The organism is Arcanobacterium bovis, from assembly GCF_004331995.1.
Classification (GTDB): domain Bacteria; phylum Actinomycetota; class Actinomycetes; order Actinomycetales; family Actinomycetaceae; genus Arcanobacterium_A; species Arcanobacterium_A bovis.
Map to the genome: position 1 here is coordinate 84713 of NZ_SJDT01000003.1, position 17438 is coordinate 102150.

16 protein-coding genes and 1 tRNA gene are annotated in these 17438 nt (G+C 51.9%); 5 read left to right on the forward strand and 12 right to left on the reverse strand.

The window, feature by feature from the left end; genetic code table 11:
• The first annotated feature begins 151 nt into the window (after nt 1-151).
• From thiM to thiD, 3 genes are read left to right on the forward strand one after another with little or no spacing between them, the layout of a single operon-like run.
• The gene (thiM, locus tag EZJ44_RS04180; protein ID WP_131280533.1) at nt 152-976 is read left to right on the forward strand and encodes a hydroxyethylthiazole kinase; all 825 of its coding nucleotides are present in this window, start codon (nt 152-154) and stop codon (nt 974-976) included.
• A 1-nt stretch (nt 977) separates the two neighbouring features.
• Nucleotides 978-1688 carry a thiamine phosphate synthase gene (locus EZJ44_RS04185; protein WP_131280536.1) on the forward strand — a complete coding sequence of 237 codons (711 nt, stop codon included), beginning with the start codon at nt 978-980 and terminating at the stop codon, nt 1686-1688.
• On the forward strand, nt 1672-2559 hold the full coding sequence (gene thiD, locus EZJ44_RS04190) for a bifunctional hydroxymethylpyrimidine kinase/phosphomethylpyrimidine kinase (RefSeq protein WP_206661842.1): 888 nt from the start codon (nt 1672-1674) through the stop codon (nt 2557-2559). The genes EZJ44_RS04185 and thiD overlap by 17 nt, the downstream gene beginning before the upstream one ends.
• A gap of 81 nt (nt 2560-2640) precedes the next feature.
• Here the strand turns inward: thiD and EZJ44_RS04195 are convergent.
• The 6 genes from EZJ44_RS04195 to EZJ44_RS04220 form a co-directional block, all read right to left on the reverse strand.
• Nucleotides 2641-2713, reverse strand: a tRNA-Ala gene (locus EZJ44_RS04195).
• A 172-nt stretch (nt 2714-2885) separates the two neighbouring features.
• Nucleotides 2886-3533: a histidine phosphatase family protein gene (locus tag EZJ44_RS04200; protein ID WP_131280538.1), complete on the reverse strand. Its 648-nt coding sequence runs from the start codon at nt 3531-3533 to the stop codon at nt 2886-2888.
• A 9-nt stretch (nt 3534-3542) separates the two neighbouring features.
• The gene (gene rsfS, locus EZJ44_RS04205) at nt 3543-3977 is read right to left on the reverse strand and encodes a ribosome silencing factor (protein ID WP_131280541.1); all 435 of its coding nucleotides are present in this window, start codon (nt 3975-3977) and stop codon (nt 3543-3545) included.
• A 37-nt stretch (nt 3978-4014) separates the two neighbouring features.
• Nucleotides 4015-5121 (reverse strand): hypothetical protein, encoded by a 1107-nt coding sequence (locus tag EZJ44_RS04210; protein ID WP_131280543.1) that lies wholly within the window; start codon nt 5119-5121, stop codon nt 4015-4017.
• Nucleotides 5118-5825 (reverse strand): nicotinate-nucleotide adenylyltransferase, encoded by a 708-nt coding sequence (nadD, locus tag EZJ44_RS04215; protein ID WP_241658588.1) that lies wholly within the window; start codon nt 5823-5825, stop codon nt 5118-5120. Before nadD ends, EZJ44_RS04210 begins: the two co-directional genes overlap by 4 nt.
• Nucleotides 5812-7101: a glutamate-5-semialdehyde dehydrogenase gene (locus EZJ44_RS04220; protein ID WP_131280548.1), complete on the reverse strand. Its 1290-nt coding sequence runs from the start codon at nt 7099-7101 to the stop codon at nt 5812-5814. The genes nadD and EZJ44_RS04220 overlap by 14 nt, the downstream gene beginning before the upstream one ends.
• 110 nt (nt 7102-7211) lie before the next feature.
• Here EZJ44_RS04220 and trxA point away from each other — a divergent pair, with 110 nt between their 5' ends.
• Entirely contained in the window at nt 7212-7580 is a 369-nt protein-coding gene (gene trxA, locus EZJ44_RS04225; protein WP_131280550.1) for a thioredoxin, read from the forward strand.
• Between the two features lie 355 nt (nt 7581-7935).
• Nucleotides 7936-9282: an MFS transporter gene (locus EZJ44_RS04230; protein ID WP_131280552.1), complete on the forward strand. Its 1347-nt coding sequence runs from the start codon at nt 7936-7938 to the stop codon at nt 9280-9282.
• A gap of 189 nt (nt 9283-9471) precedes the next feature.
• On the opposite strand, the gene EZJ44_RS04235 is transcribed toward EZJ44_RS04230, so the two are convergent.
• The 6 genes from EZJ44_RS04235 to EZJ44_RS04260 form a co-directional block, all read right to left on the reverse strand.
• Entirely contained in the window at nt 9472-10464 is a 993-nt protein-coding gene (locus EZJ44_RS04235) for an LLM class oxidoreductase (RefSeq protein WP_131280555.1), read from the reverse strand.
• A gap of 53 nt (nt 10465-10517) precedes the next feature.
• Nucleotides 10518-11627 carry a glutamate 5-kinase gene (proB, locus tag EZJ44_RS04240; protein WP_131280557.1) on the reverse strand — a complete coding sequence of 370 codons (1110 nt, stop codon included), beginning with the start codon at nt 11625-11627 and terminating at the stop codon, nt 10518-10520.
• A gap of 134 nt (nt 11628-11761) precedes the next feature.
• Nucleotides 11762-13294, reverse strand: a complete 1533-nt coding sequence (obgE, locus tag EZJ44_RS04245) for a GTPase ObgE (RefSeq protein ID WP_131280560.1) — start codon at nt 13292-13294, stop codon at nt 11762-11764.
• Nucleotides 13295-13384: 90 nt separating this feature from the next.
• Nucleotides 13385-13642, reverse strand: coding sequence for a 50S ribosomal protein L27 (rpmA, locus tag EZJ44_RS04250; RefSeq protein WP_131280562.1), 258 nt, complete (start codon nt 13640-13642; stop codon nt 13385-13387).
• A gap of 60 nt (nt 13643-13702) precedes the next feature.
• Entirely contained in the window at nt 13703-14008 is a 306-nt protein-coding gene (gene rplU, locus EZJ44_RS04255) for a 50S ribosomal protein L21 (protein WP_131281045.1), read from the reverse strand.
• A 208-nt stretch (nt 14009-14216) separates the two neighbouring features.
• Entirely contained in the window at nt 14217-17021 is a 2805-nt protein-coding gene (locus EZJ44_RS04260; protein WP_131280564.1) for an Rne/Rng family ribonuclease, read from the reverse strand.
• Nucleotides 17022-17438: the final 417 nt, after the last annotated feature.

Consider the following 17438-nt stretch of genomic DNA (forward strand, 5'->3'; position numbering starts at 1 on the left):
CTCAACCACAATCATGACCTGCCGCATTTACCTATTCGCTTAACAAATCACATTTACTGCACTATCCTAGTCATGAAGACACGGGGTGCCCTCATTAGGCTGAGATTATACCCGAACACCTGATCTCGATAATGCGAGCGGAGGAATAGTCATGACTGCCCAGGCGCAGCCTACAACCAGTTATTTTGTCAACCATGCGATCTCGACATGGAATCTTATCCGGAGCGAACGCCCATTAATCCATTGCATCACGAACACAGTGGTTCAAAACTTCACAGCCAACGTTCTGCTTGCTACACGGTCGTCTCCTGCAATGATCGATATACCTTGGGAAGCTGGGGAATTCGCACGCTACGCTAGTGCTTCGCTCATCAATCTTGGAACCTTGGCACCTGCCCAACAAATCTCGGTGCATGAGGCCGCAGCAAGCGCGCAAGCCCATGGGAGGCCGTGGGTCCTCGATCCAGTGGGAATCGGCGTCTTACCAGTGCGAACCAGGATTGCACACGAACTTCTCACCTATCACCCTACCTGCGTGCGTGGAAACGCCTCTGAGATTATCGCACTCGCTGGCGGAGATAGTTCCGGCGCAGGTGTTGACTCTCGCGAATCTGTGATCGCGGCCCAAGCCTACGCCGAAGATTTAGCCGCACACCACAATACTGTTGTAGCGGTGTCAGGACCATGCGATGTGATTACCGACGGTGATCGCACTATATTCTGCAGTAATGGACATGAGTGGCAAAGTATCGTCACTGGATCGGGTTGCGCGTTGGGAGCCTTCATTGCCGCATTTCTCGCTGTTGAGGAAACGAGCAATCTCGCTGCCGTAGTTGCTGCGCATATCTGCTACGGGGTGGCAGCAGAGCGCGCCGCCGCTTGCAGTAGTGGTCCAGGAAGTTTTGTGCCCGCGTTTATCGACACGCTCTATTCGTTGGACGACGACGCTATCGCCGCATACGCGAAAGTTCAGTAGGATGCAGCCCCGAATTCCAAGCGGGATCTACTATGTAACCGATCCTGAATTGACTGTGCAGAGTTCACATCCTAGTTCCGGCTTTCCGGTAGCGCGCAACCCAGCTGTGATGGTGGAGTACACAGCGCGTTTATGCAGCGACGTAGTAGCAGCTGGAGTGGAAATCGTACAGTTGCGTTGGAAGAACTGTCCAGCTCAGCATTTGCTCGATCTTGCCCAGGCGGTGCGGCAGCGCGTTGGCCCAGCTTGCACGCTGATAATCAATGATCGAATTGACGTATTCTTGGCTGCGCGCACGCTAGGGATCCCCATAGACGGTGTTCATGTTGGACAACACGATCTCGATCCACGCACTGTGCGCACTCTTGTCGGAGCTAGGGCGATACTCGGGGTGTCGGCGTCTACTCCCGAAGAACTCAATGCTTGCACAGCCCTCCAAGCGATCATCGACTACGTGGGAGTTGGCGTTCTACATCCAAGCAGCACAAAGCTTGACGCTCCCCCACCTCTGGGAATTGAAAAGATCGCAAATATCTCGGCATCAATGCCGCTTCCGGTGGTGGTGATTGGTGGAATTACCAGTGCAGATATACCTGATCTAGCACGTAGCCGCATCCACAATGCCGCAGTAGTTTCCGAAATCACCACTGCATTAGACCCTTATCGCATGGCACACGCCATGTGTCTGCAATGGAATGAGAATCGAGGATAATATGGGTGTTCCGCGCGTCTTATCAATCGCCGGCACCGATCCAACTGGTGGTGCAGGCGCTCAAGCCGATATCAAGGCGATTCAAGCTGCAGGTGGATATGCAATGAGCGCAATCACCGCAGTTGTATCACAAAATACGTGCGGCGTACGAGATGTGTTCTTCCCTCCCAGTCACGTTTTAGCAGCACAGCTCAACGCAATAAGTGACGATGTTGAGATTGACGCTGTAAAAATAGGAATGCTTGGCCGCCGCGATTACTGCGAGGTGGTGGACCAATGGCTGCATGAACAAAATTCACCGATCGTGGTTTTGGATCCGGTGATGGTAGCCACCTCAGGCGACGTCCTCACGGATAGCCACAATATTATTGCCTTACGTAATCTCTTGCCACAAGCCATGTATCTGACGCCCAATATCCCCGAGCTAGAAATTCTGTGTGGAATGGGTCGCGGCGCTATCACTTCCACCCAAACCGCTATCAACGCAGCTCAAAAGCTCTCGACGACGACGGGCGCGCACGTCGTCGTTAAGGGAGGACACCTGAGCGAACCGATGGTGACGAACTGTATTGTTGATGGATCAGAGGTGTTGGCTATTTCGAAGGCACCGCGCATCGATACTACGGCGACGCACGGAACGGGGTGTTCGATGTCGAGTGCTTTGGCAACGCGCTTAGCAGGTGGAGAAACACCGGCGCAGGCCTTGGAGTGGGTTACGTCGTGGCTCGAAGAATCAATTAGCAATGGTGAGGCTCTTGCTGTGGGCCGAGGCTGTGGGCCAATCGATCACGGTCACCGTGCCCGTGCGCCAGAAATTCAGGTGACGGAAAGATCGCTTGTGTCCGAAGCATCCCAGACCCTAAATATTTGACGCTAGAACCTCGATGAGCTGAGTAAATACGCTAGGTACAACGAAGGTCTGAACGATTTAATCATTCAGACCTTCATATTGTGGAGCATAGGGGATTCGAACCCCTGACCTCTTCCATGCCATGGAAGCGCGCTACCAACTGCGCCAATGCCCCGCGGACTTGATCCATACTACTCAGCTAAGCCGCTAATTGCCAATTTCTGATTCCGCAATACGTGGTGAATCAGCTCACGTGACATACAGTCACAGCACGTGAGCACCGCCCAATCAAACATCAACCAAGCGAACCACCGTAAGTAGCCACGTGCCGTCAGTCACCAGCCACGTTAGCGCCAGACATTTTCCAATTCATCGCTGGACATCTCACTGAGGTTATACGAGCACAATCGCCACGGAGGATTTGCCCCTTCACGTGGTTTCAAAACTGCCCACCGGCAATTATCAAGCCCTTGAATGCCTGCCCACACGCTTGGATTCATCCCAAGCAAAGCCATGATTCCATTCACAATGGAACCACCGTGAGCCACAAATACCAAAGTTTCTCCGTCGGTAGCTTCACGCACGGCATCCTCAACAAGTTCTTTCACGCGGATACCACAGTGTTCGCGGGTTTCAACTCCCACGTCCTGCGGTTCATTGCCCGAACGCCATTGTTGCCACTGCTGGGGCCACTTATCGCGAATTTCCGCAGAAGTCATGCCTTCCCATACGCCGTAGCACCGCTCGCGTAATTGCGTACTAACCTGCGGCCTAATTCCCGTCAGATCGCTAAGAAACTGTGCAGTTTCTTGCGCGCGTCCCAAATCAGACACGTAAATCTTGTCTGGATTTAGCTTCGCCAACTCCGGAGCCACCGTCTGCGCCTGTAAACGTCCTTTTTCATTCAAGGGAATATCCGAAGATCCTTGGATTCTACCTTGAAGATTCAGATCGGTTTGCCCATGACGCCAAAATACAATCTGCTGTACCGGCACAAATTTTCCTTACTCAGTACCCAAATCCGAAAAATCAAAATATTGCGACATTGACGACTCTTGGTACTCAGGATCAGCAACAATATCGGCAGGCAATTCAATTTCTGGGCAGTCGCCCCACAGCTTCTCAAGAGCGTAAAATTCGCGATCCTCGTCCTGCTGCACATGCACCATGAGATCACCAAAATCGAGTAGCACCCAATGTGCCTCACCGTCGAGACCTTCTCGGCGCAAGCGATCGTGACCTTCCTTCTCGACAGCTTCCTCAACGGCGTCGACGATCGCTCGTACCTGGCGCTCAGAAGAACCCGAAACCACCAAAAATGCGTCCGTGAGAACAAGCCGCTCCGATACATCAATAGCGGTAATCGACGTTGCCTTCAATTCTGCAGCCGCACGTGCAGCCACAATGGTCATTTCAATAGAAGTAGCAGAAGCGCTCACAATTGCCTTTCGTAGCAGGATTAGGTTTAAGGTCTACTTAAAGTTGGAATACGGTGGTGCCGACGGCGATCACGTGCAAATCTGCACCCAAGGAGAGCCATGATGCCGATACCCACGAGCCAACGAGGTATCCCACAAGTGCACCGATGGCGATGAGAAGGATTAAGCCAATCCAGTTGCGCTTTCCGCTCTCCTCATATACCAAAGATTCTTCTTCAACCGCGTCAGTGACGACTGCTTTTTGGGATTGCTCTGGCTCTACAACAGCATCGCTTTCCGGTGTTGCAATGTCGGATTCAATCGCACCAGCCTCATCCACTGCTACCGATTCATCTTTCGCAACATTTTCCTCAGCAACTGCAAGCTTCGATTCTGCGGGCTGAACGTCATCCTCGGAAACGCTCCCCCAAGCGAGAAGCGATTTGTTACCTGAGCTCAGGCTCTCCTCAGCAGCAGGCGGCTTCGTATCCTCCGCTACAACAACATTTTTTGCGCTCTCATGATCGTGTCCATCAGCGAATGCAGCTGGTGTAGCAGGCTCATCAATCCGAGCTTCGGTGCTGGGAAGGATTTCGCTGTCACGACGAGTGCGCTCAAGCAGACGCTCACGCAAGGAACGAGGCTGCTTAGGCTCTTCATCGTTGTCGAAACGATTGAATACCGAAGTACGAATCGGCTGATCAGAGGTCGATACCTGCTTCGGGCGTTCATCGGCAACAGAGTTTGACACCTGAGCTGCCGACTCGGCACTGATCGCGCTTGTTGCGCTCACCGCGCTCGGTGCTGAATGGGCGCCACGGGCACGCTTTATCGACACACGTTCGATTGGCGACGGAGTAGGTTCTTGGGTAGCCTTCACATCTTCATGAGCTACCGCTTCCATGGCATGTGAGCTTGGTGACTCTACTGCCAAATCATCGCTACGTTTCGCATTTTCAACAGCTGCCTTGTGTGCAGTAAATTCTTCGAGGATCACCTTTTCGGCAGTGGCATTGCTCCGCTCAGCTTCGCGAAGCTCCTTACGCGAGGGACGCCGTAAACGCAGTTCAGCGGTTTCGCTCAACGAGGGCGAGTCGCTTTCACGCGTGGTAAGTTTACCCAGCTCACGCAACTCTTTTCGACTCAAGCGTGGAGTCTCACTCATACCAGTTCCTTCCCAGTTCCCTCATAACGAGCATGGCTGAAATCCTCAACCGAATCTTGTTCGCGAACCAAACTTGTCGTGGTAGCTTGATCCTCTTTATATAAATGATACTTGTTTATGTGCTGAACTACCCCATCTGGCACCAAATACCACACCGGATTGCCCGATTTTGCCCGATTTCGGATGTCAGTTGAGGAAATTGCCATCGCCGGAACTTCGAGTAAAGTGATTCCATTTTGCGGCAACCCAGACGTGTCAAGCTCATGTCCAGGACGATTAACACCGACGAAATGGGCAAGATCCCACAGTTCATCTTGATCTTTCCACTGCAGGATCTGCGGCAAGACGTCAGCACCGGTAATAAAAAACAGATCTGCATCCGGATAGGATTTCTTTAGGTCACGCAGCGTGTCAATGGTATAGGTGGTTCCCTCACGATCAATATCAACTCTCGACACCGAAAAACGTGGATTATTCGCCGTCGCAATAACAGTCATGAGATACCGATGTTCTGCAGCAGTCACCCGCCGATCTTTTTTGAACGGTTGAGTTCCGGTGGGCACAAACACCACCTCATCGAGGTTAAAGCTGTGTTGTACCTCAGAAGCAGCAACTAAATGCCCATGGTGGATGGGATCGAAGGTACCACCCATAATTCCGATCCGACGCCGCGGAGTGTCCATTCCTTCGCTAATCTCGGACATGCCCATCCCCCTTGACGATCCATGTTGTACTGGTGAGAGCCGGTAGCCCCATCGGTCCACGCACATGCAGTTTCTGCGTGGAAATACCAATTTCCGCCCCGAAACCAAACTGCCCGCCGTCGGTAAAACGAGTGGAGGCGTTAATCATCACCGCCGCTGAATCCATTCCGCTAACGAAGAGATCAATCGTCTCTTGATCCTGTGCAATAATCGCTTCGGTGTGCCCCGTAGAATACGTGCGAATATGCTCAATCGCTTCGTCCACATTCCCTACGATTCGCACTGCAATTTCTTTGGCAAGATATTCTGTTTCCCAATCTCGCACACGAGCTGGAATGAGCTTGAGTGACTTCGGAGCCAAACGTGCGGCTTCGACGTCGGCATGCACCGTCACGTAATTCTTGGCAAACACGTCGAAGATACGTGGCAAAAATGCCTGAGCTACATCGGTATGCACCAGCAATTTCTCGGCGGCGTTACATACACCCACACGATTCAACTTGGAATTTTGAACAATTGCGAGAGCTTTGTCGAGATCGGCGGATTTGTCCACATAAACGTGGCAATTTCCTACGCCAGTTTCGATCACTGGTACAGTAGCCGTCTCGATAACAGTCTTGATAAGTCCAGCTCCACCGCGCGGAATCACGAGATCAACAAGACCACGTGCACGCATCAAAGCTACCGAGCCCTCGCGTCCAAATTCATCGACAGTATTGACGATGTCCGGATCGGCGCCGGCGTTTCGAAGCGCAGTTTTCATTGAGGTAACGAGTGCCGCATTTGTGTGCAGAGCCGCACTGCCCCCGCGTAGGACGACGGCGTTTCCGGATTTGATCGCAAGCACAGCCGCATCCACCGTCACGTTGGGACGCGCTTCGTAAATCATTCCGATGACGCCGATCGGCACACGTTTGCACGTCAGGTGGAGTCCGTTTGGCAAGATAGATTCACTGACGACTTCTCCAACCGGATCTGGAAGATCAATAACGTCACGAACCGAGCGTGCAATGGATTCAATGCGATTTTTGTCGAGATAGAGCCGATCCAGCAACCCCTCGCTCATCGCGTTTTCACGTCCCATTGCCATATCACGGGCATTCGCTGATTCAATATGCTCTGCATCTGCCACAAGCTGATCTGCAATATGAGCGAGCAGGGCATTCTTTTCCTCTGTAGTCATTGACCGAAGCATAATTGAGGCAGATTTGGCACGACTCGCAACGTCACCAACCTGCTGTTCTACTTGGTATGCGTGAGAGGTAGTTTCTTCCATAGCTCAATTTTAATGGAATAGATGAATTATCTATGCGTTATAACTCATGATAAAAGTAACGAAGGCTACACAAGTACGCTTTCGATACATTACGCCTACGAGAGGAATATATGGCAACGCTCGAAGTTACAAGCGAGAACTTTGCACAAACCGTTGAGGAAGGCACTGTACTTCTCGACTTCTGGGCAGCATGGTGCGGTCCTTGCCGACAATTCGGACCTATTTTCGAAGATGCATCAGAGCGTCACGCGGATGTCAAGTTTGGCAAGGTCGACACTGAAGCACAAGCGGAACTTGCGCAGGCGTTCAACATTATGTCGATTCCTACGCTCATGGTTTTCCGTGATGGCATTCGCATCTATGAAGGCGCAGGCGCATTGGATAAGAACGCGCTCGACGACTTAATCGAGCAGGCGCAAAAATTGGATATGGACGAAGTTCGCAAGCAAATCGCTCAAAGCGAGCAGGCTGAAAGCTAAGCCCTCCAATCCTGACTCAATACGGCGGGGTTCAACAACTGACTGGGTTGTTGAACCCCGCCGTTAAGTTTTCCCCTTAACAACACCTAGTCTCACGATCTCCCAGTTCAGAGCAACGAGCGACGATGAGGATGTACTGAACACAGATTAGTTCATTGAAATTTCAGTTACTTAACATTGCTTAATCGCACGCTTGTTGAGAGTCTGGTCACAACTTAAACGTGAAGCTCCAATACTCAATGATGAGTCATCACGTTTTTGTGGCAGACGAACTGAACAAAAATACACCATCAACGTTCAGCAGTAGCGAATCCATGATCGCTCCACTGCTAACTCTCTACACAAGGAGATCACCATGTCTCATTCGACACCTGCAACGCAGGAGCTTCGAAGTGGCGACTCTAGCCGCATCGAAAAGCTCACGAAAACCAACTTTGGAAAGCTGATGCCGCTGCTCGTCATCGTGTACATCATTAGCTTCATTGACCGCACCAATATTGGTATGGCGAAAGAGGCACTCGGTGCAGATATCGGGCTCTCCGCCGGCGCATACGGCCTCGGTGCAGGCCTCTTCTTCCTCTGCTACGCAGTGCTAGAAATCCCATCGAACCTGATTATGCACAAAGTAGGCGCTCGGTTCTGGATCACGCGCATTATGATCACATGGGGAATCATTTCTATGGCGATGGCACTCGTCTGGAACGATACATCATTCTACGTCTTGCGCATACTCCTTGGTGCAGCTGAAGCTGGCCTTTATCCAGGTATTATCCTCTACATTTCCTACTGGTTCCCACAGAAATTCCGCCCCCGAGCAATCGGAATCTTCTTACTAGGAGTATCGATCGCAAATATCGTCGGCGCACCTATCGCTGGCATGTTACTCCAGATGGATGGCATCGGTGGATTGCATGGATGGCAATGGATGTTTATTATCGAAGGCGCACCAGCCGTGCTCTTGGCTTTCCTCGTTTGGAAACTTCTGCCCAATTCTCCTCGCGAAGCAAAATGGCTCAGCGATGATGATAAGTCCTTCATTGAGCGCATTATTGCTTCCGAAGACGTCGGAGAAAAGTCCCAGCACAACGATCTTCGTTCGCTTGGTCCAGTTGTGTCCGACCCGATTATCTGGCTCGTAGTGCTCGCATATTTCACTCACCAAATCGCCGTATATTCGTTGTCCTATTTCTTGCCGACCATGATTAAGTCCTATGACTCGCATATGAGCACACTTACGGTCGGTTTCATCACGGCAATCCCTTGGATCGCAGCAGCGCTCGGCTCTTGGTTCTTGCCGCGCTACGCCGTCGGCCTCAAGAAGTCAAAGATGATGGCATCAGCCGGATTCGTCACTGTGGCTGTTGGCCTCACGATTGCCGCGCTCACGTCAACAAATATCTGGATCGCAGTGATCGGCTTCTTCATTGCAGCCTCTCAGCTCTTCGTTATTCAGTCAATCCTCTTCACATTCCCACAGCAGCGCTTCTCCGGCGCGACTGCAGCAGCGGCCGTGGCATTCATGAATATGTGTGGATTAGCTGGCGGCTTCCTCGGGCCAACTGTGATGGGCTACCTCGAACAATCAACAGGTAACAAGCTCGCTGGTCTTTGGTTCATTATTGGTGCAGTGCTCATCGGTTCACTCCTTGTTTGGGGTCTGCGCTACCGCACTAATAATGTAACGCATCAGGTAAATGAGTGAGTCTTTCAAACAATAGACACCTCATCTGGCAATAGTACTTGTTTGTGGATGGTATGAGATCGGTGGGCGGTAATGCATGATGCATTACCGCCCACCAGTACAATTAACAACTGCCAGATACTTAAAACCACAAAAACTTGCCGCTATATAAAGCGGTGAGCAGTACTCTTGCTAGTAGATTGCGCGCCACTATTGTTCGTCAAAGGTGTGGAAATTACTCAGTTTTGGAAGTTCATCTTCCATCTTGGTACGTTCCTTCATCAGCGGAAGTACACCGCGCAAAACCGAGGCCAAATCGGTCGGCAAAGACGCAGGTACAAACACTATGCCGTCTGCAGCACCAGTCACAACCCATGATTCGATTGCATCAGCGACATCGTAAACAGTGCCAGTCACCGATGAAATCCCATCAAAGAGGGGTTTGTGGTTGATATCTGCAATTAATACAGCGCGTTCTTGTGCAGCCTGCCGAGACGCCGAAATTACAATCCCTAGATCAACAAATACCAAAACTTCGCGTTGCTTCTTTGCAGCCTGCTCATGCAGTTGAGCACGCAACTTTTGCGCAGCTAACGGCTCGGTAGTCTTGATTCGTACAATATCAGCAAAAGCCACAATCTCCTTGGCATGGCCTAGCGCAAAAGCTGGGTCGTCCGTAATTGCCACAACTTTTACACCAGCTTCACTAGCACTCTTCGTCATCTTAGCCAGTTCTGTGAAATCAGAGTTAGCGTTAACGAGCAGTTCTAGCGCACAACAGCGCTCGTACTCCCCTGCCAGTGCCTGGGTGCCAGCTTCCACAAATTTCAACAACGGCGGAACTTCCACAGAAACGCCACCAGAGACCACACTCATCAACTTCGCAGCAGCTTTCACACCATCTAATGCACGATCGTGTTGCTGATCCGAGGACGTATGGAATGAACGATCAAGAGTAATAAAATCTAGGCCGCCTTCAAGCGCAGCTTTTACTGAAGAAGCAAGGCGTGGAAAATTAACGTGATCAACAGCCACGTCATGCCCATACTCATCGAGAATCTCGCTCGGCATCGCACCCAGCATCGACAAATCAATTCCGATCCAAGCAGTCACCACACGCTTTTCGACCGAAAGTTCACCGTCTATAGGTGACATAGATTCTTCAATAAAATGATCAGCGGTAACAGGAAGCTCTAAAGTCATCTCGATCCTTTCTCCCCATTTACACTAGAAATATCCCCGAGTTTAATGTAATTCTAGCAAACGAGATCGTCCACATGAATTACAGGCCTTGGCGCACGCACAGAAGACATTCCTTGAACTAAGCCGGCAAACTCTTCAACTTCCCCATCGGAGAAGGCCACCATCCCCACTGCAACACGCTCACCTGTGCTTTCACAGACTTCCACCATGTCGCCAGCCGCAAATGAACCTCGTACCGCTTGGATTCCCACTGCCAATAATGACGCGCCCCCACTACGCAAAGCGTGCGCAGCGCCGTCGTCTACAATCAAAGTTCCACTGATACGCGCCGAATACTTCATCCACAATGACCGCGCGCTGGTGCGTCGTCCACGCGGCACAAACCACGTTCCTACTTGCTCGCCTTCCAAAGCTGAACGCAAGGAATCAGTGGAAACCAACAGAGTACCGATGCCGCCAGCAGTGGCGATATCTGCCGCAGCGACTTTCGTGCGCATTCCACCAGTCCCTACATCTGAGCCCTTACCAGTGATTCGCAAATTCTCAAGCTGAGCAAGATCGCTCACTTCGCTGATAAGCACTGAGCTGGGAAGATTTGGCGGCCCCGAAAATAGGCCGTCCACATCCGTACACAGCACTAACGCAGTAGCATCAACCAAATGCGCCACTAATGCTGCAAGTCGATCATTGTCGCCAAAACGCAGATCATCGGAGACCACCGCGTCATTTTCGTTGACAATCGGCACGACGCCGTGGTGCAAGAGTCGCCGCAAGGAGCCTTGCGCATTCGCATAATGACGCCGGTCGATCACGTCGTCCGGAGTTAAAAGTACCTGCCCAATGGTGATCCCATAACTTGCAAACTTCGTTGCATAAGCGTGCATAAGCCGCGACTGCCCCACCATCGCCGCCGCCTGCTGGTCACGCACGTTCTTCGGCCGCGAATTGAAACCCAAAGGCTTGATGCCCGCTGCCACCGCTCCCGAAGACACCAAAAGCACATCTTGACCTCGCTTTCGAGCCAAAGCGACGACGTCAACCAACTCCGCGAGCCGAGTCTCGTCAAGCGAACCATCGCGCGCCGTCAAAGACGAAGAACCAACCTTAATCACAATCCGGGACGCTGCACCCAGCAGTTTCCGATTAGATAGTAGCGGTTTCATTGCCTATTCCTATCTCATATGTGCAGTTAGTAGATCGTTGATACGCCCATCGCCGATCTTTTGAAGGTTCTCTCCTGGGAAAATTTGAAGGCCCTCGCCTAAGAAATCTAAGGCAATCGAACTAATGGCACGTGTTATTCGTCGTCGGAATTTGGATCCGTCCAGTGCCCAGCTTCACGCTCCATCCAAAGCTCTTGGCGGGCAGCTTCTTTCGCATCCATCATCTCGTGATATGCAGCCTTGCGCTCTTTTCGAGTGGCGCGCTGGTTCTCAGCGAGACGCAGATCCGTACCACGCGGGCCGAGCAATTCAGCACCAGCGGACATCATTGGCTCCCAATCGAAGATCATACCGTCCGTCTCTGAACCGATGACCACCATATCGCCTGCTCGCGCACCCGCAGCCATCAATTGTTTCTCAATCCCAAGCGTGTTGAGGCGATCAGCGAGGTATCCCACCGCTTCGTCGTTTGAAAAATCGGTCTGGCGCACCCAACGCTCAGGTTTCACGCCGCGAATTTGATAGAAGTCTTGGCCGTCCTTATGACGCTTTGTGATGGTGAAACCAGCAGCTTCTTTGCCAGAAGTAGGGCGAATAATCGGTCGCTCATTATGCTGCATAACTTCGTTTTCACGTTGTCGCACTGCATTAATAATCGTTGCTAAACCGAAACCAAGTTCGCGCAGGCCTTCACGTGATACCGCCGAAATCTCGAACACAGGAAGCTTGCGTGCCTTGAGCTCATCTTTCACGAAATCAGCGAGCTCACGTGCCTCCGGCACATCTACCTTGTTCAGCACAATGACTCGCGGACGCTCCATGAGCGGGATTCGACCCTCAATCGGTGGAATCTGCTTCGAATATGCCGCGAGTTCAGCTTCGATCGTATCCAGATCAGAGATCGGATCACGGCCTGGCTCTAGCGTGGCACAATCGAGAACATGCACAATCGTTGCACAACGCTCAATATGGCGCAAAAATTCGAGGCCTAAACCTTTGCCCTCCGAAGCTCCAGGAATCAATCCCGGTACGTCAGCGATGGTGAAGCGTAAATCGCCTGCTTCAACAACACCAAGATTCGGAACGAGCGTAGTGAAAGGATAATCGGCGATCTTAGGGCGAGCAGAGCTCATTGCCGCAATCAGCGAGGACTTTCCCGCCGATGGGAAGCCAACCAGTGCCACGTCGGCTACCGATTTCAGTTCGAGTACGACGTCGAGAATATCGCCTTCTTCTCCAAGCAGGGCAAATCCTGGAGCTTTGCGCTTTGGCGAGGCAAGTGCGGCATTACCTAAGCCTCCTTGCCCACCCTCAGCAACGATATACTCTGCACCAATGCCCACTAGATCGGCCAAGATATTACCGTCGCGGTCTTTGACTACGGTTCCATCGGGAACACTCACATAAAGATTTTCACCGCGTTTGCCATGGCGCATATCGCCTGCACCAGGAGCGCCGTTTTCAGCCTTCAAATGTGGGCTGTGATGAAGATGGAGAAGCGTTGTTTCTTGCCCGTCAACGCGCAGGATAATATCCCCTCCGTGCCCGCCATTAGCGCCGTCGGGGCCACCAAGCGGCTTGAATTTTTCTCGGTGCACCGAAGCGCAACCATTGCCGCCTTTTCCTGCTTCGAGGTGGAGCGTTACTCTGTCTACAAAGCTTGCCATTCTTCAATCCTTAAATATAAAAACAAGGGGCGGAGAGCACTGCCCTCCACCCCTAGAGTTTTGATCGACCTCTCAGGTCAATTCAGTCGCTCAGGCATCTGCCAAAACGATATTAACAACCTTGCGATCGCGGCGAACACCGAATTCCACGGTTCCCTCGGCGAGCGCGAAAAGGGTGTCGTCCTTGCCGCGGCCAACATTGGCACCCGGGTGGAAGTGGGTACCGCGCTGACGCACAATGATCTCACCAGCGTTGACGAATTGACCGCCAAAACGCTTCACACCGAGTCGCTGGGCATTAGAGTCGCGACCGTTATTCGAGGAGCTGGCGCCCTTCTTATGTGCCATGTTTCCTGACCTGCTCTCTTACTTTAAGCTCGTTGAACGGATGATCCCGAAAGATCCAGATCACTTAATGCCGGTGATCTTAAGACGGGTCAGCTTCTGGCGATGACCCTGGCGCTTGCGGTAACCAGTCTTGTTCTTGTACTTGATGATGGTGATCTTTGGACCCTTCTCATCGCGAACAATCTCAGCGGTAACCTTAGCGGAAATACCATCGGCGGCAGTGGTGACCTTGTCACCGTCGACGAGCATGATCGGCTCTAGCTCGACCTTGTCGCCAGCTTCGCCTGCCATCTTGTCCACAACGACGATAGATCCGACGGACACCTTCTCCTGGCGGCCGCCTGCCTTCACAATCGCGTAAACCACGTTCTGCTCATCTCTGTCGATACGGCTGCATTCACTAGTGGAATGCACTTGAAAATTTATCGGCACGAAACAACGCGCCGACACACCAGCTTACTTAGCTTCACCATAGAGAACAAGCTCAGAAAGGGCGATAATCGCCACATTATCAAACTTGCACTCCTGGCAAAGTTACCAAGCCAATGTTTTAACTAGCCCAGTTTAATCAAAATTAGTCTTTTTTGGAAACTGGGAAGCTCATTATTGCTGATGTTGGCGACGTGCTGGGCGTAATGGTCCCCGACGACGTCACCCTTCTGCGCGTGCGAGTAGTTGGTTTAGTGACCGAGTCACCAGCGGAATTAGCTGCCGTCATGCTCTTACCGCTTGACGCCGCTGCCCCACTTTGCATATCAGAAGCCACCGAGTCCATCTCACGCGAGGAACTGCTCGACTTACGCGTGCGCTCCTTAGACTTGGTGTCGCGTTGTTTACGCGCCTTTCCTGCTTGTTTTACGTTCGCGGCAGCGTCCGATACCGACTCGCCCCCAACGCTATCTGTGCCTTCTTTCGTGCCAGACCGATCGTCGTCGTGCTTGTGCGCAGCGGCAGCAATATTAGCCAAAGCGGCTTTTACTTCTGCCTGCTTAGGATCAGGGCTCGGCTCAACCTTTGACTTCTTGTGTGTCGTCTTGCGTGGCTCTGGCTCGATATCTGGGTTCTCGCCCTTTTCAACCGGGTTATCATGTGTGATATACCCACGCCCTTCGCAAACCTGGCAGGTGGTAGAGAACGCCTCCACAAGCCCTTGCCCGACTCGTTTACGAGTCATCTGCACAAGCCCAAGTGAGGTAACTTCGGCTACCTGATGGCGGGTACGATCGCGTCCCAGGCACTCGATCAGACGGCGTAACACAAGGTCACGATTCACTTCGAGCACCATATCGATGAAATCGATCACGATGATTCCACCAATATCGCGCAAGCGTAGCTGGCGCACGATTTCCTCGGCAGCTTCAAGGTTATTTCGAGTCACAGTTTCTTCCAGCGTTCCACCGGAACCAGTGAACTTACCGGTATTGACGTCAATAACGGTCATTGCTTCGGTACGATCAATCACAAGCGATCCACCTGACGGCAGGAATACCTTGCGATCAAATGCCTTCGCAAGTTGCTCATCAACGCGATACACCGAGAAGATATCCTGCTTGTCCTCCCAATGCACGAGTCGATCTTCGAGTTCGGGCGAGAGTTCACATACATACTCGTGAATAGTGTTCCAGGCGTTATCGCCTTCAACCTTCAGAGCGTTGAAGTCTTCATTGAAGACATCGCGGATAACGCGTACTGCGAGCTCAGGTTCACCCTTAAGTAGTGAAGGAGCATTTTTGGTGTTCTTAGCCTTGGCCTGGATGTCTTCCCAAGTCTTACTCAATCGATCCACATCGTTGCGCAATTGTTCGTCGCTCGCGCCCTCCGCAGCGGTACGCACGATCACGCCATGCTCAGGTGGCACAACTTCCTTGAGGATCTTCTTCAAGCGCATACGCTCTTTTTCAGGAAGCTTGCGCGAAATACCCGTCATTGCGCCACAAGGTACCAGCACAAGATGACGTCCCGCTAAGGTGATTTGGGCAGTAAGACGCGCGCCTTTATGCCCGATTGGATCCTTCGTTACCTGTACCAATACGGTGTCGCCAGATTTGAGCGCATCCTCAATCTTGCGAGGCTTGCCGTCCATACCAGCGGCTTCCCAATTGACTTCGCCAGCATAAAGAACAGCGTTTCTGCCTTTGCCAATATCCACAAAGGCAGCTTCCATCGACGGCAACACGTTCTGCACTCTACCGAGGTACACATTGCCGACCATCGAGCTTTGGGTATGACGCGCCACGTAATGCTCGACCAAAACACCATCTTCAATCACAGCAATTTGGTTGAGTCCGTTTTGCTCGCGCACGAGCATTTCACGATTTACAGATTCGCGCCGAGCTAGGAACTCTGACTCAGAAATCGACTGACGACGACGCCCTGCCTCGCGGCCTTCCTTGCGGCGCTGACGCTTCGCTTCGAGTCGCGTTGAACCGCGTGGTGCAGTCACTTCATCTGAGGTTTCTGCAGACGAACGACGACGCCGGCGTCGTACCGTAGACGTACTTTCGCTCGCGTTCGCTGATGTTTCACTCGGAACGTCATCCGTGCTCGACGTCGCTTCGTTCTTTGCCTTCTCAGCGCCTCCCGAACGCTCAGCAGTAGTTGCACGCTTACGCTGCCGAGTGCGTTTCGTTGGCTCTTCAGTCGCTTCTACCGCCGATTCTTCCGTTGTTGTAGCCTTAGCATTCGCTTCATCGGCGGAACGTCCACCACGAGTGCCACGCCGTGACTTACGCCCATTTTCAGGCGCTGTTGGCTCGGTTTTTTCAGTGTTCGTTTGGTTTTGTTCGTTCGAGATAGTTTCATCTCGGTCTTCAGTCTTTTGACGACGGGTGCGACGCGCTTGCACAGCTCGCGTAACGTCCGGTTCTTGGAACAAGAGAGTCGTCATTGGAGCAACCGGTTCTACGCGCGCAGGTAGCTCTACTTCTTCTCCTGAAGAGAAAGTGACGACGAGCGGCGCTGCAGCTTTCTTAGCAGTCCGCGTGCGAGTCTTAGTAGCACCAGATTCTTCTGCGTCTGAGCTTGAGGGAGTCTCATCTTTCGCAGCGGTTTTCTTCACCGCTGTTTTCTTCGCAACATTTTTACGCTTTTGAGCTGGCAAAACAATACCCAGATCAGTATGCTCAACCTCAGTCACATCGGTTCCATGACTTTTTGCGTAGGCAAGTTCCGCCAGAGATGCGGCAACGGACTCAGATGCTTGCTCGGGGGTAGGTTTATTCGGCTTTGCCCCGCTTGCAGTGCTCGCGCTAGCTTTTTTCGACGCAGTGCGCGTCGTCGTACGCGTAGAGCGACTACGCGTTGTGGTCTTCTTTTGAGCCGAACTCTTCTCAGTTAAAGCATTGTTTTCTGGTTCGCGAGCTTCGTTTTCCTCAGCCATGAACACTCTCCTATCGCAAACGCAAGATGTGCATCTTCATCAACGCGTTGCAATTATGTAGGCCGCAACCCGCAAGTTGCGGAAATCTATGATCGACCTTAGTCCGGCAGCAACGCACATGCGGCGCACAGGTTACTAAGGGCTTGACGAATCGATGCATGATTCGTTCTACATATATTCTACACGGATATTTGAATAAGGTGGAATAGGTACCAACAAATGGTGCACCGTATGACCGTAGACCGCAGATCGTTAAGAAAAACTTACCGTTTACATATACGGCATTTATTCCTTACGAAATAACTTCGCGACACGTTGTTCGTTAAAATCCGCCACTAAGTGTGGGTTTATTGGAATAATAAGGCGTAAGGCCTAGAGAAACGGCAACAAAAAGTAGAAATACACCATGACTTTAGG